At 36.7% G+C, this 23,873-nt stretch carries 14 protein-coding genes; 4 read left to right on the top strand and 10 right to left on the bottom strand.

The window, feature by feature from the left end; all coding sequences use genetic code 11:
• Positions 1–340: 340 nt before the first annotated feature.
• Positions 341–1,735: a TrkH family potassium uptake protein gene (locus O9A_RS06340; protein WP_034459814.1), complete on the bottom strand. Its 1,395-nt coding sequence runs from the start codon at positions 1,733–1,735 to the stop codon at positions 341–343.
• A gap of 315 nt (positions 1,736–2,050) precedes the next feature.
• On the opposite strand from O9A_RS06340, the gene trxB reads away from it, so the two are divergent.
• Complete coding sequence (gene trxB, locus O9A_RS06335; RefSeq protein WP_034459811.1) at positions 2,051–3,004, top strand: thioredoxin-disulfide reductase; 954 nt, start codon at positions 2,051–2,053, stop codon at positions 3,002–3,004.
• 56 nt (positions 3,005–3,060) lie between these two features.
• A complete protein-coding gene (locus O9A_RS06330) occupies positions 3,061–3,966 on the top strand; it encodes a LysR family transcriptional regulator (RefSeq protein ID WP_034460276.1) in 906 nt (301 codons plus the stop codon).
• Positions 3,967–4,419: 453 nt separating this feature from the next.
• Here the strand turns inward: O9A_RS06330 and O9A_RS06325 are convergent, their stop codons facing one another.
• The 4 genes from O9A_RS06325 to O9A_RS06310 form a co-directional block, all read right to left on the bottom strand.
• A complete protein-coding gene (locus tag O9A_RS06325) occupies positions 4,420–5,622 on the bottom strand; it encodes a pyridoxal phosphate-dependent aminotransferase (protein WP_034459809.1) in 1,203 nt (400 codons plus the stop codon).
• Between the two features lie 293 nt (positions 5,623–5,915).
• Positions 5,916–6,125: a cold-shock protein gene (locus O9A_RS06320; protein WP_034459807.1), complete on the bottom strand. Its 210-nt coding sequence runs from the start codon at positions 6,123–6,125 to the stop codon at positions 5,916–5,918.
• A 382-nt stretch (positions 6,126–6,507) separates the two neighbouring features.
• The gene (gene carB, locus O9A_RS06315) at positions 6,508–9,993 is read right to left on the bottom strand and encodes a carbamoyl-phosphate synthase large subunit (protein WP_034459805.1); all 3,486 of its coding nucleotides are present in this window, start codon (positions 9,991–9,993) and stop codon (positions 6,508–6,510) included.
• A 679-nt stretch (positions 9,994–10,672) separates the two neighbouring features.
• Complete coding sequence (locus O9A_RS06310; protein WP_034459803.1) at positions 10,673–11,512, bottom strand: DUF1460 domain-containing protein; 840 nt, start codon at positions 11,510–11,512, stop codon at positions 10,673–10,675.
• A gap of 1,426 nt (positions 11,513–12,938) precedes the next feature.
• On the opposite strand from O9A_RS06310, the gene O9A_RS08040 reads away from it, so the two are divergent.
• On the top strand, positions 12,939–13,226 hold the full coding sequence (locus O9A_RS08040; protein WP_154656376.1) for a hypothetical protein: 288 nt from the start codon (positions 12,939–12,941) through the stop codon (positions 13,224–13,226).
• A 168-nt stretch (positions 13,227–13,394) separates the two neighbouring features.
• Here O9A_RS08040 and carA read toward each other — a convergent pair whose 3' ends face one another.
• The 5 genes from carA to O9A_RS06280 all read right to left on the bottom strand — a co-directional run bounded on the left by carA (position 13,395) and on the right by O9A_RS06280 (position 21,524).
• The gene (gene carA / locus O9A_RS06300) at positions 13,395–14,594 is read right to left on the bottom strand and encodes a glutamine-hydrolyzing carbamoyl-phosphate synthase small subunit (RefSeq protein ID WP_034459801.1); all 1,200 of its coding nucleotides are present in this window, start codon (positions 14,592–14,594) and stop codon (positions 13,395–13,397) included.
• A 950-nt stretch (positions 14,595–15,544) separates the two neighbouring features.
• Positions 15,545–16,063, bottom strand: a complete 519-nt coding sequence (gene ubiC, locus O9A_RS06295; RefSeq protein WP_034459798.1) for a chorismate lyase — start codon at positions 16,061–16,063, stop codon at positions 15,545–15,547.
• A 1,639-nt stretch (positions 16,064–17,702) separates the two neighbouring features.
• Positions 17,703–17,954 carry a GlsB/YeaQ/YmgE family stress response membrane protein gene (locus tag O9A_RS06290; RefSeq protein WP_034459796.1) on the bottom strand — a complete coding sequence of 84 codons (252 nt, stop codon included), beginning with the start codon at positions 17,952–17,954 and terminating at the stop codon, positions 17,703–17,705.
• Between the two features lie 609 nt (positions 17,955–18,563).
• Entirely contained in the window at positions 18,564–20,237 is a 1,674-nt protein-coding gene (locus O9A_RS06285; RefSeq protein ID WP_034459793.1) for a Na/Pi cotransporter family protein, read from the bottom strand.
• 69 nt (positions 20,238–20,306) lie between these two features.
• A complete protein-coding gene (locus O9A_RS06280) occupies positions 20,307–21,524 on the bottom strand; it encodes a mechanosensitive ion channel family protein (protein ID WP_034459790.1) in 1,218 nt (405 codons plus the stop codon).
• 136 nt (positions 21,525–21,660) lie between these two features.
• Here O9A_RS06280 and dnaG point away from each other — a divergent pair, with 136 nt between their 5' ends.
• Positions 21,661–23,598, top strand: coding sequence for a DNA primase (gene dnaG / locus O9A_RS06275; RefSeq protein WP_034459787.1), 1,938 nt, complete (start codon positions 21,661–21,663; stop codon positions 23,596–23,598).
• Positions 23,599–23,873: the final 275 nt, after the last annotated feature.

Genomic DNA, 23,873 nt, shown 5'->3' with positions numbered 1-23,873 from the left:
ACTAATCAAGAGCTATTTAGCAATTATGCTCGAGTGTTGTTTAGCTTAGTTTGTTATTTGACACGGTAAATTAGTAAAGCAAAATTATATATTTTACTGGGGTGAACACTGTATGAGTGATTTTTTTCGGTAAATCGCAATGCATTTTAACTATTTATATGTTCAAGAAAAGGTGTGTAGAATTTTTTATACGATTTTATCTCACACGGATGGAACTTTTTGTTTGAAAGCTTTCGAGAATTTTTTTGTTAATTTGAATCACGATTGAATTTTAAACTTATAGTTTATTTTTTCATTTGTTTTATAAATTTCTTACTATTACAAAAATCAAATTCCATGTTTAAAATTGTTCACGCCAGAAAGCGGGGATAAAAAGTACGAAAATGGTTATAATTTCAAGGCGTCCAGCTAGCATCAGAAAACTCAAAATCCATAAAGCATTATCATTGATTGTGGAGAAATTGCCAGCAGGACCAATAATGTCACCAAATCCTGGGCCAATATTTGAAAGGGCGGTTAAGACGCCTGTAAAGGCAGAAGTAAAATCAAGACCGGTTGTAAGCAAAAGTGCGGTTCCGATAATAAGACAGAACATATAAAGACAGACAAAAAACAAAATCGCTTTAGCGACATCACTTGAGATGTTTGCATGATCATAGTGTGCTTTTACCACTACATTAGGAGAAAGAAGTTGTGCGATATTTGTTTGTGTAATACGCCAAAGGATAATAAGACGATTGATTTTCATACCGCCAGAGGTAGAACCAGCACATCCTCCCGTAAAAGAAATAATAAAAAAAATCCCAAGCGCAAAAGATCCCCAAAGTTGATAATCTTCGGCGCTATAACCAGTGGTGCTAATGACAGATGTAAGGTGAAAAATTACATCAAGAAAAATCAAATGGAAAGCACGATGATCATGAAATTTTAACCACGCTGCTAAAGAAAAGCTGAAAAGGAAAACAATATAGAGAAAAACGATTACTTGCGGATCAATGAAGCGTTTGGAGCGGCCAGGGAGCACTAATTTAACATAAAGCACGAAGGGTAGTGCAGAGAGTAACATGAAAATTGTTGAAATGATTAAAATGGCTGGTTTATCAGAAAAATAGCCAAAAGAGGCGTCGTGGGTCGAGAATCCAGCTGTTGCTACTGTGCTCATTGCGTGATTGATGGCATCAAATAAGCTCATACCAGAAGCAAAATAAGAGAGCATACAGCTAAGTGTTAGTCCAACATAAGCTATGATGATTCCATTAGCAATCTGGTTGATGCGGGGTAATATTTTTTCAGATTTATCTGATGATTCCATATGGAAAAGTTGCACTCCACCAACACGCAGTGAAGGCAAAAGCAATAAGGCTAAACCGATAAAACCAATACCTCCAATCCAGCATATGATAGAACGCCATAACAGAATACTTCGCGATAAATTGTCAAGACCTGTGATTACCGTGGAGCCTGTGGTTGTAATTCCAGAGACGGATTCAAAGATTGCGCCTGCTAAAGAGATGGGAAGAGGGGAAAGATAAAGAGGTAAGGCGCCTACAACACTTCCTGTTAGCCAAAGACAAACCGTAAGCATAAAACCAAGTCGTGCCGAAAAACGACAAGTAGCACCTCTTGTTGCCAAAAGAATGAGCGTTGCTAACATGGTGGTTATGGAACAAGAGTAGACAAAGGTTACCCAATTACGGTTATGATTGTGAAGATCAGCAAAAATTGGCAGAAGCATTGCTCCTCCCATGATTAATGCAAAACGTGCACAGACATTAATAATAAATTGAAAAATGGTTATTCCCTATCTTTGTATCTATTTTTATTATGTTTTGTGCTCATGAGAATTTACCTTTCTCCTTTTATAGGATAAAGATTAATTCCTACATTAAACACCCCTCGATGAATCGGCAATCCAACCTTTTCACCAAAACCGAAAAAAGTACATACATATATATACATCATAATTTAGGCTGTTGAAAAATGTTTTTTTAAAGGCTGCATTTCGTTATAATTATAGAAGAGTTAAGTAACAAAAAATGAAAGGGACTTTATGGTGCAGTCGCATGTTCGCCTGCTTATTATTGGTTCTGGTCCAGCTGGTTATACAGCGGCGATCTATGCGGCGAGAGGAATGCTCAAACCGGTTTTGATTACTGGATTACAGCAAGGTGGGCAGTTGATGATTACAACCGATGTCGAAAATTATCCAGGTTTTGCTGATCCAATTCAAGGGCCATGGTTGATGGAACAAATGGCAAAACAAGCCGAAAATATGGGCACGAAAATTGTCTATGATAATATTACAAAGGCTGATTTATCGAAGCGCCCTTTTATCTTGTATGGAAACTCAGGAATGCAATATTGTTGTGATGCGCTCATTATTGCAACCGGAGCACAGGCACGCTGGCTTGGTTTGGAGAGTGAACAGGCATTTATGGGTGGGGGTGTTTCTGCTTGCGCTACATGTGATGGTTTCTTTTATCGTGATAAGGATGTTATTGTTGTGGGAGGGGGAAATACGGCCGTTGAGGAAGCTCTTTATTTATCGCATTTGGCGAAGAGGGTAAGCGTAGTTCATCGGCGAGATTATTTTCGGGCGGAAAAAATTCTGCAAGATAGGTTGTTTTCTTGCGATAATGTACGTGTTCTTTGGGATCATGTGGTAGAAGAAATTATTGGTGTGCCAGCTCATGCTTCAATGGGAGCTGTTGTGACAGGTGCACGTCTTAAAAATATTAAAACCGGTCAAAAAGTTCATGTGGATACGGATGGAATATTTATTGCTATTGGACATGATCCTGCTGTCTCTTTGTTTGAAGGTCAATTAAAACAAAAATCAGGTGGTTACTTATGGACAGCGCCGGATTCAACAAAAACAAGCATTGCTGGTGTTTTTGCTGCGGGAGATGTCGTAGACAACGTATTTCGCCAAGCAGTAACAGCAGCGGGGAGGGGATGTATGGCAGCACTGGAGGCAGAACGATTTTTGGGTCTACAAATATAGACGTCAAAAATAGACACCTGTCGGAAAAGTGAAAAAAGTAAGAGGTACAATTAATGGTGTCGTCACCACTGGATTGGGATAAGTTAAGAGTTTTTCATGCGGCGGCAGAAGCGGGTTCTTTTACCCATGCTGCTCAAATGCTTCATTTATCTCAATCAGCAATTTCACGACAGGTTTCAGCTTTAGAACAGGAAGTTGGCGTGTCCCTGTTTCAACGTCATGCACGTGGTTTGATTCTAACAGAGCAGGGTGAAATTCTATATCGTACAACACATGATGTTTTGATGAAACTTGAAAGTGCTCGCTCCCAATTAAGTGAAAGCTGTGAAAACCCTGCAGGCAATTTGCGTGTTACATCGACCTTTGGAATGGGAGCAGGATGGCTTGTGGAGCGCATGCCCGAATTCCTTAGTCTCTATCCGGATATACGGATTCAGCTCCTGCTTGATGATAAAGAACTTGACCTAATGATGTGTCATGCAGATTGTGCTGTTCGTTTACAACAGCCTCAACAGCCTGATCTTATACAAAAAAAATTATTTACAATTCATATGCATGTTTATGCTTCAAAAAATTATATTGCAAATTATGGCAAACCAGAAAAATTGCCTGAACTAGATGACCACCGTATTATTTCATTCGGTGAACCTGTTCCTCCTTATTTGTCTGGTTTAAATTGGTTGGAAAAGGCTGGTAAAAGCGATGGGTCTTTGCGCCTTTCAGTATTGCGAATCAATAATATTATTTCAATCAAGAATGCGCTTATGCGTGATCTTGGTATTGCTGTGCTTCCTGATTATATCGTGGATAATGATGAACACCTTGTCCGTCTTTTTCCTGATATGGTTGATATTCCTTCTTTTGATACTTTTTTTTGTTATCCTTACGCTTTAAAGAATTTGGCAAAGCTGAAAGCTTTTCGAGATTATATTTTTTCAAAAGCCCGTCAGTGGTCTTTTTAATAATGTGCTTTTAAGCTATGTGTTTAATGCATAGCAGATACGCTTAAGTCTTTATTGTGCTTCTTTTTATAAAATGACATAGAATAGTATCTCTTGATTATGTTGCCTCCCATTGCATTTTCTTGAGTGTTCCCTTATGAAGATCTATCAGATTGATTTTATCTCTGGAGATTTTCCAACCTTGCCGGACATGATTTGTCCGGCTTTTTTTTTTTGAAAGAGTGTTTAAAAATAGAAATTAACTCTATAGAAATATCATCTCTAAAATTATTTGTATCTTATTGGTTTGAAGAGGACAGTTGATTTTTTTTATTTTGTCTGTAGCAATAATATGTTGTTATGCAGTTTCATTAACACAGATTTTCTTCAGAACTCATTTGTTTATGCCTATACCAATTTCAAATATACTGAAATTTAGCAACAAAATTACAGCAAGAGACGATATGCAGAATTTTAAAGTAAGCTATTGCAAAAGTGCTTGATACGGGAACAAGCTTCTTCAAGAAACTTTTCTGATGTTGCATAAGAAATACGAAAAGCTGGACCAAGTCCAAAAGCAGATCCATGCACTACAGCAATAGATTCTGCTTCCAAAAGAGCTGTTACAAAGTCTTCATCATGCGCGATCACTTTACCTTCGGGTGTTTTTTTTCCAATGAGTTTGGCACAGGAAGGATAAACATAAAAGGCGCCTTCAGGCGTTGGACATTCAATGCCAGGAGTCTGGTTTAGCATGGAAACGACGAGATCACGACGCGCTTGGAAAACAGTTTTATTTTTAGCGATAAAATCTTGTGGACCATTGAGTGCTTCTACGGCTGCCCATTGTGAAATAGAGCTTGTGCCAGATGTTTGTTGACCTTGAATAGTATCCATGGCTTTAATTAATTCTTGTGGACCGCCCGCATAACCAATTCGCCAACCTGTCATGGCATAAGCTTTAGAAACACCGTTCATTGTGAGTGTACGGTTGTAAAGATTTGGCTCTACTTGAGCTGGAGTGGCAAAGGTAAAACCTTCATATGTGAGATGCTCATATATATCATCGGTGAGAATATAGACATGAGGATATTCTACTAAAACATCTGTTAGTTTTTTTAATTCTTCGTGTTTATAAGCAGCGCCTGATGGATTTGAAGGAGAGTTAAAAATAAACCACTTAGTTTTATGAGTAATGGCAGCTTCTAGCTCTTGTGGTTGAAGTTTATAAGAAAATTCAGCTTTTGTTTCTACAAAGACAGGTACACCTCCGTTTAGGGTAACCATTTCTGGATAACTTACCCAATAAGGGGATGGAATGATGACTTCATCGCCTTTATTCAAAGTTGCCATTAATGCATTAAAAAGGATTTGTTTACCGCCGGTGCCAACAATAATTTGCTCTGGTTGATAAATAAGATTATTCTCTCTTTTAAATTTATCAGAAATTGCTTGGCGTAATTCTGGAATGCCAGATATGGGGGTATATTTTGTTTCTCCACGTCGAATAGCTTCAATGGCAGCATTTTTGATATTCTCTGGTGTATCAAAATCTGGTTCTCCAGCGCCTAAAGTAATGACATCACGACCTAATGCTTTTAAATTACGCGCTTTTTGGGAAACAGCGATTGTTGCAGAAGGTTTGATACGAGAGAGTTTGTTGGCGATCAAAGCCATGATTTCAATCCTCACAGGGTAGGCGGCAAATGATTTTTAATTTTAACGGTATTCTATAAGAGATTACGTTGTATGCAATAAAAATTATGGGAAAATTTTTAGCAAATTTTGTTTTAAATACAGACTTTGAAGCTTTTACAAGGGAATAGTTCTTGGTGATGATGCAATTTTAGGGGAAGGGGTAGGTGCATCTGGATAATTGTATAAAGCAAAGAGACAAAGCTTTACTTTATAAAAAAATCTTCGTTTTTACAAACGAAGATTTTTAAAGAAAATATTGTAGAATTTAAAAATCAAAGAGCTGCGAGGTTGCCAGCAGCAAATTTTCCAGAACGACGATCTTGAAGAACGTCATAAGAAATTTTTTGCCCTTCATTGAGATTGCTTAAACCAGAACGCTCAACGGCGGAAATATGTACAAAAATATCCGCACTGCCATCACTAGGCTGAATGAATCCGAAACCTTTAGTTGTACTAAACCACTTAACTGTTCCTGTAGACATAGGAAACTCCTTAGAATATATATAAATTATTGTATGTATTGAAGCTCTAAACACTCAATACGGTTGTAAATCGAAATCAGGTGGGAGAAGTCTCGTAAAAAGTGCAGATTGCACAGGAAAGAAAGTCACATAACCGAAAGTTCGATGAAACTCCTATAAAGGTCTTTGAAATAAAAAGCAAGTCTTAAGCGGTATCTTTCACATACAGAACAGATTGAGAGAGATCATAAAGAGAGACTGCAAGGTGTCACGATTTGAAGTGTGAGATGGCACTGTTGGTTGTGCTAAAAATCAATTGAATTGGTTAATTGCAAATGGTCTAAGATGAGAATGCCCTGCTAGAGTTTTTTTGATTTTTACACTTTCTGGTATAGCAAAAAACTTAAGTGAAATAGTCTTGCAATGAGCGAACTTCAAGGTTACTTTTTGTGAGTGCTTCGATAGCTTCTGCTACGGATTTAGCTCCAGCTATTGTTGTATAATAAGGAACTTTTTGCATAAGTGCTGCTTGGCGTAATGATTTGGAGTCTGAGATAGCACTAGAAGTGCTGGTTGTATTAAAAATCAATTGAATTTGTCGATTACGAATGGCATCTTCAATATGAGGATGCCCTTCTAGCACTTTATTGATTTTTTTTGCTTCAACATTATGGTCAGTGAGAAATTTTTGTGTTCCACTTGTTGCTAACACAGAAAAGCCAAGCGCAATTAAACGTTTTACGGGATCTAAGATATGTTTTTTGTCTTCATCTTTCACAGAAATGAACAAAGTCCCCTCTTTTGGAAGTTCAACACCAGCTCCAAGTTGGGCTTTAGCAAAAGCAAGAGCAAATTCATAATCAATTCCCATAACTTCACCGGTTGAGCGCATTTCCGGACCAAGAAGTGTATCGACACCTGGAAAACGAGCAAAAGGAAAAACAGCTTCTTTGATAGCAATATGTTGTTTATGTTTTGGAGAGGATAATCCACCGTAAGCTTGAAGGGCATCGTGGAGGGGTTCTCCTATCATAATACGTGTAGCCATTTTCGCAATAGGGCGGCCAATTGTTTTTGCAACAAATGGAACAGTACGCGAAGCACGGGGGTTAATTTCTAAGACATAGATTGTGTTATCTTTAATGGCATATTGGACATTCATCAAACCACGAACATGAAGTGCTTGTGCTAACGCTTTGGTTTGACGCTCTAATTCAGCTACTATTTTAGATGGAATCGTATGGACTGGCAAAGAACATGCTGAATCACCAGAGTGGATTCCCGCTTCTTCGATATGTTCCATAATGCCTACGATCAACGTTTCTTTTCCATCACATAGACAGTCAATATCAACTTCAATCGCTTCTGTTAGGTAAGTATCGAATAAAAGTGGATTTTTACCAAGCAATGTATTGAGTTGGCTTGTTTTGTCATTGGGATAACGGGCTTTAATATTTTCTGGTACCAATTCAGGTACACTCTCAAGCAAATAATTTTGCAAACTACGCTCATCACGGATAATTTCCATAGCACGTCCTCCTAAAACGTATGAAGGGCGTACAACCAATGGAAAACCTAGTTCATGAGCAATAAAATGTGCTTGTTCAACCGAATGAGCAATGCCATTTTTGGGTTGTGTTAAATTAAGCTTGAACAACAATTTTTGAAAGCGGTTTCTGTCTTCTGCTAAATCGATAGCGTCAGGTGAAGTGCCTAAGATGGGGATATTATGTTGTTCTAGTGCTTTTGCCAATTTCAGTGGTGTTTGTCCACCAAATTGAACGATGACTCCAAGCAATTCACCTTTTTGCTGTTCTGTTTCTAAAATAGCAATAACATCTTCTGTTGTTAAAGATTCAAAATAAAGACGATCAGAAGTATCGTAATCGGTTGAAACTGTTTCAGGATTACAGTTAATCATAATGGCTTCAAAGCCTGCATCACGCAATGCAAAGGCAGCGTGGCAGCAACAATAGTCAAATTCAATTCCTTGTCCGATGCGGTTTGGTCCCCCACCTAAAATAGCAATTTTTTTACGTTCAGAAACTTGTGCTTCTGAATGTTGTACACCTGCAAAGGGGGCTTCATACGTTGAATACATGTACGCTGTAGGTGAAGAAAACTCAGCTGCACAACTGTCAATTCGTTTGAAAACATGTTTAACATTGAGCGATTTGCGCAAAGCAGCGATATCATCTGGTTCTTGTCCCGTAAGGGTGGCTAATCGCGCATCCGAAAACCCCATAGCTTTCAGCATGCGTAGATTGTCTGCGTCTTGAGGCAAGCCATGGGTGCGGATGCGCTGTTCCATTTCAATGATGGAGGCTAATTGCGCTAAAAACCATGGATCAATTTTACTAATTTGATGAATTTCATTTAAAGGCAAGCCTGTCCGCATTGCTTGGGCTATGTAGCGCAGGCGATCAGGGCTTGGTATTGCAATGGCAGAGCGTATAGAACTCTTTTCATCACCCTCAGCATGTTCAGGAATAACAATTTCATCAAGGCCGGTAAGACCTGTTTCAAGTCCACGGAGTGCTTTTTGCAACGATTCTTGAAAAGTCCTTCCGATTGCCATGACTTCTCCCACAGATTTCATCGCAGTCGTTAAGACAGGTGATGAACCGGGAAATTTTTCAAAAGCAAAACGAGGTATCTTGGTAACAATATAGTCAATAGAAGGTTCAAATGACGCTGGTGTTGTACCACCTGTAATATCATTTTTTAATTCATCAAGTGTGTAGCCAACTGCTAGTTTAGCCGCTACCTTGGCAATTGGGAAACCTGTTGCTTTTGAGGCAAGCGCTGAAGAACGGGAAACACGCGGGTTCATTTCAATAACAATTAAGCGACCATTTTCGGGATTAACGGCAAACTGTACGTTGGATCCTCCAGTTTCAACGCCAATTTCACGCAATACAGCTATCGAAGCGTTACGCATACATTGATATTCTTTGTCAGTTAAGGTGAGAGCAGGAGCTACGGTAATCGAATCACCAGTATGGATACCCATAGGATCAATATTTTCAATGGAACAAACAATGATACAGTTATCGTTTTTATCGCGGACAACTTCCATTTCATATTCTTTCCATCCCGAAACACTTTCTTCAATCAAAACTTCTGTTGTGGGTGAAGCTTCAAGACCGCGTTCTATGATTTCATAAAATTCAGAGCGGTTGTAAGCAATTCCACCGCCTGTGCCACCAAGCGTGAATGAAGGGCGAATAATAGCTGGAAGACCAATAATATCAAGAGCTTGAACAGCTTTCGCAGTAGCATGTGCTATATAATGTTGTTTCCGGTCGGCTTCTGTGTGACGCCAACCACGCTCGAGCTTCTCCAGTGCTTTATCAAGAGCATCACCAGAAAGTTGAGCTTTAAGTTCATTGCGTTTTTTGGCGTGTTGTTGGCGATTTTCTTCTTTAAGTTCAGTTGCATTGGCTAACATAGAACGTGGTGTTTCCAGACCAATTTTTGCCATTGCTTTACGAAACAAAGCGCGATCTTCAGCTTTATCAATAGCATCGGCATTTGCACCTATCATTTCAACATGATAGCGGTCTAAAATTCCCATACGCTTTAATGATAAAGCGGTATTGAGTGCTGTTTGTCCTCCCATAGTTGGTAAGAGGGCGTCTGGGCGTTCATGGGCAATAATTTGAGAAACAATTTCAGGAGTAATGGGTTCAATATAAGTTGCATCAGCTAAGTCTGGGTCCGTCATAATGGTGGCGGGATTGGAATTAACCAGAATAATTCGGTAGCCTTCTTCTTTTAATGCTTTACAGGCTTGTGTGCCAGAATAGTCGAATTCACATGCCTGACCAATCACAATAGGTCCTGCTCCAATGATAAGAATAGATTTTATATCTGTGCGTTTTGGCATTGTTTTTTCCTGTGACAAACATTCCTGTCCGATTACGATAAACAGAGTAATTTAAATTTTGATACTAAAATAATTTTATAGGTTAATAGACAAAGAAAGTAAGCTATAAAATGCCTTTTCCATGCTTTTTTCATAGGATTAAAGATAATTATCTTCTTTGGGGCTGATCAACTTTATATGAATATGGGGAATATGATTTTTGATAATAAATGCAACAAACTCAAAATTAAACACTACTGTTTGTGATGAAATATAAAGAGTTATTTACAGACACATGGAATTTTGTGGAATGAAATGGGAATTTATGCTAGGTAATAGACTATAACGCGCTTATCGTTGTTATTTTTGTCATTATAAATTTTCTAATTATAATTCTTCGCACTTTTTTGCACAATAATATGTAAATTAAATAAGGCAGCGATAAGAAATTTATATCAAAATCACAAATAGAATTTTAGCGTTACGATCAAATTATTATGGCAAAAAAATGAAATGATAATTATTGGTACTAAGTGGGCTATTGTGTCAATATATGAAGCTAGACAAAAACTCTTCAGTTTTGCTATTAAATATAAAAAAGTATTGTGTCTGTATAACGTTAACGTATACAGATTTGGATATTTAGCTTAATAACTTTAGTATATATTTGCTAATATGGGGATTTTTATCCCCACATAAATTATTGGAGAGCTCTTAAAACGATAATTCCTGGTGTTTTGCCAACATAATCTATAAAAGGGGAATCAACTACCTTTTCGTTTTCTTTTCGTGAGGAAGCATTTCGTAACATAGGACCATTATCAGTCATAATAAAGAATCCTACATGGGTCACATCTAGTCCAGCAAGTTTAGTATAAATACCAATGAGATCACCAGATTGTAAACGGTTTATAACCTCTTCATTGATAAATTGGCTTGGAATATATGTTATATTACGTTTAATTACGGGTAATCCAGGGAGGTAGTTTGCACCATCCGATTTTTTATTGAGATATTTTTCAGTACTTACCGCATTAGGGCTTATCTGTGCAGTGATATCATTAGCAATTTTATATTTTCTATAAGCCCAGTCAGTGAAAAAATGCTTCCGATTCAAAAAATTAATGTTACCATCAACATAACGAGTCCGTATGACGTTATTGATGAATTCTGTTTGTGACGTCGATTTTCGTAATGCTTCAACATAATCCAGGTAAGTGAAGCAGTCTAAACCTCTAAAGTCAATTATTAATTTTTCAGGTGTATTTTCTGAGCCATGTAACATATTGGCCTGGTAGGGTGTTCCTAAAAAAGCTTTAGACAGAAAGTCAATCATTTCTCCTATATTATGGTAATTAGCTTTTGAACGTTCTTCAAGAAGAATGTTCAGTTTGTTTAAAGTATACGGATCTAGGTTCACTCCGGCTATTTGTTGTGTCTCTGTTTTGTTTTCTGAAACATCCTTATTTGTACTAGAATCTTTAAAATCACATCCTGTAATCAACACTGAGATTAAAATAAATTGGAGTATTTTTTGCATTTTATGCACCATTTTTGAAATAATAATTTATCGACTAACCATCACTAAAAATAATATTTTTCCACGCTAATCAAATTGCGTCGTTGAGCTAGTGATAGCATATAATAAATCATAGCACCAATAGATATAGTTATAATTTTTTATAGATTGTATATAATATAAGTATTTTCTGCGATGGTAAATTTTATATAATATAATTAGTTTCTGAAAAAATGATTGTATGTATTAAATAAAAAAATAATAATATTATATTAACATTGTAAATGATTAAATTAATTTATAATTTATATTACAAAGATTTTTAAACTGAAAAATATTTAGTTTCATAAATTTATATTTCGTTTATAAAATTTTATATTAATTTAAACTGTGATTATTTTTTGATATGTTAATCTAATATGTCTTTGTTCGTTTGGTGTATTTTACAATATTATTTATATATTCATAGAATTATTAGCGGATTATTAGACTGGGATTTGAGATCATTTAATTCATCAGAAGGGATAAATTGGAAATAATCATGATACTTTATAAAAGTACATGTAATGTTCTGTATTAGATTAAAATTAGGATTGGTAAATTGTTGTTCCCGTTTTGCCCGAGTATTTTTCTCAATTAACTGGAAAGGATATGACTACATCTTCTGTGGAAAGAGGGAAGTTACTTGTAGCTTGTTCAGTGATGCAATTTTTATTTGCCTCTTCTCATTGACAATCTTTCTGACTGTTATGATCGCTGTCCTATCTTGTTTATCTCTGTGATTTGTTTTGCTTTTGATAATATCTTACTTATATGTGCTATAGTATGGGGGCTATTTTGTGTTGTTTATCGGGCGTCTTTTCAGGGATGAGGGGTGCGAGTTTTGCAGCTTGCACAACTTATGTGGCTGATATATCTGATAACTAGGACCTGCACGCAATTTTGGTTTGTGAGGAATAGATATCAGGATTTTGTTTGTTTTAGGTTTGTTTATCGGCGTTTATTTAGGTCAATTTAGTCCGTGTGTTCCATTTTTTTCTGCTGGTTTTTCACTCATTAATTTTATTTATTTTTACTTTGGTTGTGCTTCCAGAAGATTTTCCTATACAGAATAGGTGTGATTTTGATATTAAGTTTGCAAATCCTTTAGGTACTGTTTTGCAATTCAGATGATATTCAACAGTTCTTTGAGTGTTATTAGTCTTTTTTCTTTATTGGCTTGCGGAATTTGTATGGCCAAGCGTTTGGGCATTCATTGTTAAAGAACATTATGATTGGAATACATTGTTTATTGGATTGTTTTATATTGTTTTCGGGATAGACAAGTTTGTTGTGGTCGCTTTCATTTTGCCTTATTTTTCTAAGCGATGGAGTAATTGATGTATTGCGATGGTGGATTTTCTGTTTTGCACTGATTGCTATGCTTGGCTAAATTTGCAACGCAAAGGTGGATGGTGTATGTGGTTTTGCTTGTACAATGCTTGAATATCTTGTTCATGCACCTATGCATGTTATCGCTTCAGCACAGATCCCCATAAATGTTCAAGGAAATTGTAGGGAGCCATGGAATTTGGTTATTTCATTAAGTTCAATATTTTGCCCCATTTTTTATATGTTTTTATTTGAACAATTTGCGCATGAAAATGCAGTATTTTATTTTTCTAGAGTTCTTTTTGTGGGAAGCTTTTTTATGCTTGTCGTTACAACGATAATTTTTGCTTTGCGGGTGCACTAATTTCTTGAGATTTTGTTTGGTGCTTTTTTTGCTAAAACAATTAAAAAAAGAAATAAAGATTATAATTCTAGAAGGAGTGGAAGCTACTCTTTTACCAAAAGCAACATCTTTTTACGCAAAGAAAACACTATAATTATTAGGAAAAATCCAAAAAATAAGCTCTTTTGATTAAGCTGTTTTTTTATAATCCATAATCAGATTGAAGAAACGTTGAAATAGGTAGTGACTGTCTTGTGGTCCGGGAGAAGCTTCGGGATGATGTTGAACAGAAAAAACTGGTTTTCCGATGATGCGAAGACCGCAATTCGAGTTGTCAAAAAGGGAAATATGTGTCTCTTCAACATGCTGCGGCAAAGATGCTGTCTCTACAGCAAAACCATGATTCATTGAAACAATTTCGACCTTTCCGGTAATAAAGTCTTTAACAGGATGATTTGCACCATGATGCCCTTGATGCATTTTTATGGTTCTTGCTCCAATAGCAAGAGCTAGAAGTTGATGGCCGAGACATATGCCAAAAAGCGGTATATTGCTGTCAATGAGTGTTTGAATGGTTGGAACAGCATAATCGGCTGTGGCGGTTGGATCGCCTGGTCCATTGGAAAGAAAAACACCATCAGGGTTCATTGCCAGAATTTTTTCTACATTTGTGTTTGCTGGAACAATGGTTATGCGTGCACTGTGTGCAACCATAAGTCGCAGAATATTGCGCTTAATGCCATAGTCAATCGCGACAATGTGAAAATTGGATGCATCATTATTTGTCTTATAGCCTTTATTCCAAACCCATGGTTTTTCATTCCATTTCATTGATTGCTTTGATGTTACTTCTTTTGCTAGATCAAGATTTACGAGACCAGTACATTTTTGAGCACGTTTTTTCAGAGTATTGATATCAAAATTTCCATTTGGATCATGGACGATGATGCCATTTAGTACACCTTTTTCGCGAATAAGAACGGTTAATGCTCGTGTATCGATACCAAAAAGTGCAATAATTTTACGCCTTTTGAGCCATTGATTAAGGTTTTCATTTGCGCGGTAGTTAGATGGATGGGTAATGTCTGCTTTGAAAATAGCACCTACTGCTCCATGACAATTGAGGGGCATGAGATCTTCAATGTCTTCACTATTTGTTCCCACATTACCAATATGAGGAAAAGTAAAGTTCACAATTTGTTTTTTATAGGAGGGATCGGTGAGGATTTCTTCATAACCTGTCATAGCTGTGTTAAAACATATTTCAGCTTCAGCAAAACCTGTAGCGCCTGCTCCTTTACCCTCAATGACTGTTCCATCGGCCAGTATTAAAAGGGCTGTAGGTTTGTTTATACTCCAAGGTTTGGGAGATGCAATAGTTTGTGTCATAGTGTGAGTCCACAATTTATTATCTGAGAGGTATAATGATCAACCTTACACAAAAAACACCACCATAAAAGATGGTGCGTGTATTGTTATTACAATGTTTTGCTTAAGCGCGGAAGTATAGGTCTATTCCGTGAAGAGGTAAAGTGTTGTTTTTGGATTTTCTAAGACTTTGATGTTCATTATTTTTTTGTTATGCTTTGTAAGACATATAAGGATTAGTGAAAATGCTTTTAAAGAACCTATCATTGAAGGCTTTTTCAATAAAAATAAAATATTTTAGGTGTTTTCTTCTAACGATTTGATAAAAATTTTTCTTTTATGAGATTCCTTATTTCTGTTTTGATTTTTCTCTAGCTTAGAGAATGAGCTGTATAGGAATCTAAACTGTGGAGAATATATGGTTAGGTTGGTAAATTTTTAGAAAACTGACTTTGTGGAAGAAATCACCGTAGATAATTTGCTCGAACAGAATCGGAAAAATCTATATTGCATCACCAAGGTGGATAAAGCAGTTTAAATTGTTTTGAATTTAAAGGTCCAGGATAAAATATGTTTTGCTATGCTTCGTTTAATGGATGGTCCATTGAATTGGCTTTGCGATCAGGGATTGCGCGATCCTTTCTGGTTATTACGGACTAAAGGAAATTCTATGAAACTCTTTGTAGGGAAAAATGCATTATTCTAAAATTTGGCAATAAGCTTTGATGAAAAGTACTGTAAATCTTATCAAGCGCAAAAGGTGTTTGAAACTATTTTGATTGTTAGCAGCTTGTCAAGCGTACAGATAATGCAGAGTCATTCATGTTGATAAGTAATATTTCTTTAGAAAGTTGAGTGTAGAGAAATGCTTTGAAGTAAACACGTGAGTGGTATTTTCTGCCGAGATATAAACAAGACATTTTCTCTCTGTTTCATATTGTGCTTTTCTTTAAGATATTGATGTCTTCCATTTATATGGGATTTGTTGTGTAAAGAGGTGAAGCTGCTAAAAACAGTTCGGTTAATAACAATGGCTTGCCTGTTAATCGTAAACGGGAGCGGCGTGCCCACAGTGTATCTTTTCGTCCGATATGGATATAATCGCGGGTCAATTTGTCACTACTGAATAAATAACGTCCCAATGGTACAGCCCCTAAGTTTATAAGTGCTTCATTGTGTTCGAATAGGGTTTCTTGCGGCATCACTGTGCGCCCAAGGAGCCAAGGTTGGTTGTCTCCCATCAGTATGACCTCGCGTAACCAATAACGTGCGCTTTTGGGCAAATGCGCAGCTTCTTCTTTTAGCTTGTCACGCGTAATAAAACATTCACGTTGTGGTTCGATATGTATACAAGTGCAGTGGTTTTCAAATCGACGTGTCATAGATCCCAACTCCATGAGCCAATCTTTGATACTAGTTGGTACTGGAGGATCTTGATCAGATAGCCATTTCAGAGGTGGCAAGATAGAATCTTTAGGATCAAACATCATTTCACTTTATATCTACAAACGTATTCCATATGTTTTGTGCAAGAAAAAACACTACATTGTAATGCAGAAATGCAAAGGTAGCAATATTCTAAACAGGAAAATATAAAAGAGAATAGGGTGTTTTCTTAGCGTAACCCTATTTGTGTATTTAATCTTTCTACTCTAGGGGATAATTCAAATAGAGATCAAGAATTCCGTAAAAGAAGGAGCTTGTTAACAAATCACTGGAGATATGTCTAATATGTTTGAGTTTATTGAAAAACCTTTCGATAAGGTGCCGTTCTTTTTTAGAATTTTTATCATTGTTCTATGGTGTTTTCCTATTTGAAAAAATTTTTAACGGGAAAGAAGGGTAGGATGCAGTAATAAGCTAGCACCGTCATTCTATTTGTTAGCTTCAAATGTTGTGTTTGATAGTCCTTGCATGGAAATGGTTCATAAGAGGTATTTTTACTCCTTTCTTGAAGAGTTTTTTCTCACACGCTAATCCTGTTTGTTATGCGTAAGTGAGTGATTTTGATTGATCACTATAAGAAGGTTTAAAATGAGAAAGTCTTACGACATGCGGGGCTCTCATTCAAGTTGCAGAATGATTAATTATTCTTATAAATCAATATTTTGATGTTTTTTCTCTCATGCTTATCTTATCTATAGCCACCTGCATAATCTATAGTCCACAGTATAGAGTTGGCCCCTAGACAAAAGTGATATCGATCGTTACAGATCATCTTAGTCTACAGTCCGTAGGTGTTAACAAACTCTTGCAAATCGGGTTCCTTTCTGACATCAGGATTATGACGTTTATTGATTCTATGTGATTTGCTTAAGGATAAGCAGAAGTTATCGCCATTGAGTTCCTGTTGTTTAAAAAAACTGAATCTTTTCAGCAAAATGATGGGTAAATTTTTAATTCTTATGCGTATCTGAAAGACTGATCTTCATTAAACAGTATATTCTTTGCCAATCTTTGGCTTATTTGATGGAACACTTCTGCTAACATGCCTGTTTTTAAAAATGGAACGTTCCACACAAATGGAATATTACCACTGCTTTATCTTTACTCTCAAATTTTAACTTAAGGTGTAAAACCTAAGAAAACACTGTTTTTGTCGATGAATTCAAAAGGTTATTTGAATCTTCTAGTAAAATAACTCATTGGTGCACTTATGGATTGGTTTAGCATTGTACGATAAAAGTTTTAATTTTCGGTATTGGTTTTTATAAGAGTATTTATTGGTGGTGTTGATGCTCTAGTAAGATGCGTTTGGTTTGATAATCTCCGATGAGCATATCCCATTTTTATGAGAATTGTAATTATAAGGATTATACTGTAGCACTTCTCTGTTCGAGGCGATAAGATCTGAAAATGAGTTATAGAAAAGAAAGTCAGTATTGCACTAAAATAGCCTCACTCCTGCAGGTACGAGTACGCTGGCATATTGATGCATATGAGGAGATGAGTTACTCAAGAGCTTCCCCACTGTTCGCTTGATGATATAATGATGGTGATGCAAAAAGACTGCAACTTAAAGCATCCTGCCACCACTCCTCCCATGACTTCAACTTCTAAAATTATAGTGCAAATAATTCACACCTTGCACTCAGAACAAAAGGTGCTTTTAAGCAACGAATAAATGCTCTATGATCGAACTTGCCGTCCTAACCATATAAGAATACAGGCTCCAACAAAACCTGAAATAAGATAACCAACCCAACCAGCAAAACTGACGCCAAAAAGGCCAAAAAGAAAACTGGCTAATGCGGCTCCAATAATTCCTAGGATAATGTTTAGAAACACCCCTGTTTGGCTTTTCATAAGATATTGAGCAGCACAACCTGCAAGTCCCCCGATGATAATAGCTGCAATCCAACCGATCTTTGCGTCTTCCATTACATTTTCCTTCCTTTGCCTGTAAACTGTTAGTTTTAACTAGGGTAAGCTTTGTAAAGGTCAAGGCTTATTACTCTTCAGAAGCGGAAGATATCGCTGCTAGACACTTTATTACAATATTTACTTTACAGATTTTCAACTCACGTGAACATTTTCTTTATGCAGCGTTCTATCCAAAAATTATAAACGCTTACAAACTACTCTATAATAACAAAAAGTGTCCATATTAGCAATAATTTTCCGTAAAAACAGAAATTATTTTTGAAAGTAAGTTAAAATAGTTCTAAATTATATTTTTAGTAAAGTTATTTATGAATATACTTTATTTAAAATTATTATAACAGTATTTGAAAATTTAAAATTATATTAATGGAAAAAAATTAATATTCAAAAATTTTTAAAAAGAAGTTTAGCAATATGCTATCAATGATATTTAAAGCTATTTTTGTTTAATTCTTTGCAAATTGTTATGCAAATTGAATCTCTAAAAACATTGATATAATAGTTGAAATCCGACTAAGAGTTGTATTTCTTATGATATATTTTCTTTGAATGACAACCGTTATTCTTCTCGTGTAAGTATTCTCAAAGTTAAAATTTCACTGTTTTCTATTCATTAGGATTACGCAGGCGGGAACTTTTGAGTAATCCCTTTGCTTCTAAAATTGGATAGATCATCGAGGTCAAAAGGGAGTTGATTTGTTTCAGATCGCGTACAGTGTCAAGGTGAAGACTGGACGATTCTACATTTTTAAGCTCACCCTCACGCAGGCGTTTAAAATGTTTTAAATTCATCTCTTTTTCTAAATTTCGGAGCTGATCTTTTTTCTGTACCAGTAAATGTGCGGCGTGTGTGTTACGCGAGACAAGAACATTAAATGCGATATGCGCATTGGCCAGAACAATGGCATGGAAACGAAGAAGGTCATTCCATCCGTCATTGCTGAAGTGTAAACCTTTTTGTTGTTTCTTTTTAACCAGCATAAGCATATTATGAATAATGATATCTCCTGCTTGGTCTAATTTTATACAAGTGCTTAGAAGTTCTTGTGTTTGGAGGGCTTCTTCATCCGATAATTTCTGTCCAGCTAATCGTGCAAGATAAAGTTTTATTGCGATATGCTTTTTGTCTAATATGGTGTTCAGCTGGTTAAGCTCACGGATGATGCCGGGATCAGGTTTTTCATAAAGTCCTATGATTTTTTCTAGCATGATATCCACAAGATCACAAATATGAATCACTTCACGCATGACGTTAGAGAGTGCGAGAGCCGGACGTTCAAGAACGCTATCATCAAGAGCTGTTTGATCAGATAAATTAAGAATTTTATCAGTTTGCACTTTTTTTGTGCTTAAATGGACAATCTTAGTAGTTAGTTGTAACACCCATTTCGAGATTGGTATCCCTGCAAGGAGAATGAAAACATTGAAAATGATATGGGCATTAATAACTTGAGTAGAAGTTTCATTACCAAGCCACGTGATAGGTGGTTGAAAGAAGAGAAATAAAATAAGGACAAGGATTGAACCGGCTCCGCGCATGAGTAAATTCCCCAATGGCACGAGTCGTGTATTAGGAGAAGCGTTGCGTGTTAAAAGTGGTGCTATAAGAGAAGAACCAAAGTTGACTCCTAGGACCATAATAATACACAGTTGTGCTTGGATAAGGTTATAGTTGGCAAAATTGACCAGCAAAATGATTCCGGCAATCGATGAATGCAAGAGATAGGTAAGTACTGCTGCTAATAAAAAAGTGGAGATAGGATCGGTTGAAAGATAGCTAATGATACTAGGCAAAATTGCGCTATCTCGTAAAGGCTCTGTAGCTGCGCTTATCATTTGTAAAGATAAAATCAAAAGGCCAATACCGATGATGATACGTCCAATTTGACGCCAATTACGTTTCTGAGTTGTCATGAAAATACAAGTTCCGGTTAAAAGACACAATGGCACAACGATGGTGAGATCATAGGAGAGAACTTTTACAACCAATGCCGATCCTAATTCCCCCCCACGTACAGCCAGCAGCCCCGCTAATCCAGATACAAAACCAGATTCAACAAAAGAACCAACAAGCAGCGTTATTGCTGTAGAGCTTTGTAAAATCATAGCTGTAAAAAGCCCAAAGCTTACAGCAAAAAATGGTTTGGAAATAACGTGGCATATTTTGTATTTAAGTCTGTCACCATAGGCGCGCTCAACTCCCGTGCGCACCATGCGTGTAGCCCAAAGAAGTAAAGAAATAGCGCCTGCAAGATGAAGGAGTACCAATGAAGTATTCATGATACTTTTTCTTTCTCTGTTATCATAAAGAGGATCAATCTCAAAATTGACGAATTGAAGTGTATCGTTTTATTTTGCTTTCTTTTCTAATAAATGATTTAAATCATAGCCGCTTGGATTTTGAAAAATCTTTAGACCAAAATTAGGAAGAATGGAATAAAGGTGATCAAAAATATCACATTGAATTTGTTCATATTCTAACCAAACCGTTGTGTTGGTAAAGCAATAGATTTCCAAAGGTAAACCATTTTCTGTTGGAGGTAATTGTCGTACCATGAGCGTCATGTTTTGCGCTATGTTTTGATTTTTTTGTAGGTAAGCAACAACATAAGCACGGAAAGTCCCAATGTTGGTTAAACGGCGAGTGTTGGCTAAAACATCATGATTTTTTTCTAATCGAGCGTTCCATTCCGTAATTTCTGGTATTTTTCGTGTAAAATAATCTTCTAACAAATTAAAACGAGAAAGATATTTTTGTTCTTTTTCTGTGTGAAAGCGGATGCTTGATTGGTCAATGAAGAGAGAGCGTTTAATGCGTCGTCCACCTGCTTCTTGCATTCCACGCCAATTCTTAAATGGATCGGTCACTAGTTTACGGATAGGCACTGAGGTGATTGTGTTATCGAAATTTTGAACTTTGACAGTGTGAAGTGCAATTTCAATGACATCACCATCTGCACTGAGGTTGGGAATTTCAATCCAATCGCCGACACGTACCATATCGGTAGATGAAATTTGGATGCCTGCAACGAGAGAAAGTAGCGTATCTTGAAAAATCAACATGAGGACAGCTGCCATTGCACCAAGACCAGAGAAGAGAATAAGAGGTGAGCGGTCAATCAAGGTGGCTACCATTAAAACAACCGCGACAGTAAAAAGTGCAATTTTTGCAATTTGAATATAACCTTTTATTGGTTTTACTCGTGCTGCTGGTCGTTGTTCGTAAAGGGTATTAATGACATTGAGAAGAGCAGAAATTGTGAGGACAACAAAAAAAATGATTAAGGCGTTAGCAACATTGCTGGTGATGGTGCTTAATGCTCTGGGCAATGTTGGTATAAAATTAACACCAATTGCAAGAATAAAGGCTGAAACAATATTAGCCATGAATTGAATGGCGTTTTTAATATCATTAGTTGTCTTCTTGGGAAGAAGAGAATTAAGAGTTTTTACTCCGTGAATGAGTGACTTTCGTGTTAAAAAATTAATGAGAAGTGCAATAAGAATAAGAATAATCAGCCAAGAAATCGTCTCTAACCATGGGTATTGAACGAGAAATTCTGTCACTTTTTTTACTCTCCTTTTCTCAAATCGTATGCTGCTCAGTCTTTAAAATTTTTCAACCTCTTAAGAGGAAGTCTTGGAATTATGCTCTAAAGTCGTTAAATATGCAAAAAAGAATTTTAAAACTCTGTGAGAGATAATGCGTTTTTCGCCTGATTTTCTTGATGAACTGCGTACAAGATTGCCAATTTCAACAGTTATTGGCCAGAGGGTAACATTTGATCCTCAAAAAAGTAAACCTTCGCGGGGGGATTTTTGGTGTTGTTGTCCATTTCATGGTGAAAAAACACCAAGCTTTCATTGTGATGACCATAAAGGCCGTTATTATTGTTTTGGTTGTGGTGTAAGTGGTGACATTTTTACTTTTCTTTGTGAGCTTGATGGATTGCATTTTTCAGAAAGTGTAGTGCGTTTGGCTGATTTTGCGGGAATAAAACTCCCTCTTTTTGATCAACAGAGTCGTAAGAGCCAAATGGAAAAGGCTGATCTTTATGATGTTATGAAGATCGCTACGGATTTTTTTCAATATAGTTTACGTGATAAAGTAGGTGCGCAGGCGCGTCGTTATCTTGATGCACGTGGTGTAACGCCAAAACTTGCAGAGCGCTTTCGGATTGGTTTTGCTCCGGCAAGGCATACAGCTTTGAAAGAAGCTTTGAATGCGCGTGGTATTTCAATAAAACAAATGGAAGATTGTGGACTTCTCAAAATGGGTGAAGATGGAACGATTTCCTATGACAGATTTAGAAATCGTATTATGTTTCCTATTGAGGATTTACGTGGACGTGTTGTGGCTTTTGGAGGGCGTGCGTTAGAGAAAGATACACGGATAAAATACCTTAACAGCCCTGAAACAGCGTTGTTTCATAAAGGAGATATGCTTTATAACGCAGCGTCTGCTCGCAGAAATAGCCGCTTGGTTGGTGATGAGAAAAATCGCTCACTCCTCGTTGTTGAAGGCTATATGGATGTCATCGCATTGACTAAAGCTGGTTTTGAGGGAGCTGTAGCCCCTTTGGGCACAGCATTAACAGAAGCGCAAATTACGCTTTTATGGCAAATGGGGACCGATCCAATTTTGTGTTTTGATGGAGATGATGCCGGCTTAAAGGCTGCTTTTCGTGTTGCTAATCGTGTGTTACCTCTTTTAAAAGCTGGGGTGTCTGTGCGCTTTGTTTTGTTGCCACAAGGTAAAGATCCAGATGAAATTATTTGCATTGGTGGTGCAGAGCTTTTTACTTCTTTTTTACAAAAATCAATTCCATTGATTGAACTTTTATGGTGGCGCGCTACACATGGAAAGAATTTTGAAATTCCAGAGGCGCGAGCAGCGTTAGAAAAACAACTCAAACAGCAAATTTTTACGATTAAGGATGAAGATATACGACGTTATTATTTGCAGGATATAAAGAAACGACTTTTTGACTTTTTTCATCCCTCTTTTTCGAACAAAAAAATTTCTGGACACTCTCATCAATTCTCCCCAAATAGGGTATTAAAAGATCAATCGTTTTCTGTTTTGGCAAATTCAGACATCGTACGTAATTCTTCGCACTCTATTCCTCTGCGTGAGGCCGTCATTTTATTGATTTTAGCTTATTATCCTGAGTTATGGTATGAAAATTTTGAAGTTTTTGCTGAGTTGGAGTTACAAAACACTCAATTAGTAGGCTTTCATCAATCCATGTTGGAAATTCTTGGAAATCAGCAACTTCATGATAAAGAAACAATGGTTGCACTTTTAGAAGAAAGAGGGCAAAAAGCTCTTTTAGAGCTCATGAAAAATCTTGTGAAAAATATAGGTATGCGTACCATCTTTGCTGGTGCTCCCATAGAAGATGCCCGTACTATATTAAAACAAGCCATCTACTTGCATCTTCAAGAATACCACCTACATAAGAGATTACAAGATATTGAAGAGCAACTCGTAGAAAATCCTAAGAGTGAGGTGTTTGATCTGCTGCGTGAAATAAAAGTAGAACTGGAACAGATGCAAGCAACAGAAGCCTTAATTGAAGGATTTGGAAGTTGGTTTGATGAAGAAATAGACGGGAATAAGCAAGATAAGATAAAATGATTCGCTTTTTAAGAGCGAATCAGTCACCTAAGGCCGAGTGTAAGGAAGTTTTATGTAGAGCTGCATTTATAAAAAATGATGACTAAATTTTAGGAATAGCGGGAAATTGGTTCTTACTATAGCGTGCAGAGATTATCTCAGAAAGGCTGAGAGGTGTCGGGGAAGCTTCCGGAGTTTTCCCGTGTTTTTCTGTGAGTGAAGAGCGTATACAAAATGTATTTGTTTCTAAGAGAGATCTCTTCTCAGAGGAAGTAGAGAAGTATATATGGGAAGTT

Origin of the sequence: Bartonella koehlerae C-29, from assembly GCF_000706625.1 — a bacterium.
GTDB lineage: Bacteria > Pseudomonadota > Alphaproteobacteria > Rhizobiales > Rhizobiaceae > Bartonella > Bartonella koehlerae.
Note: the sequence above shows the minus strand (reverse complement) of the source record. Positions and strands in the feature narration are given on the sequence as shown.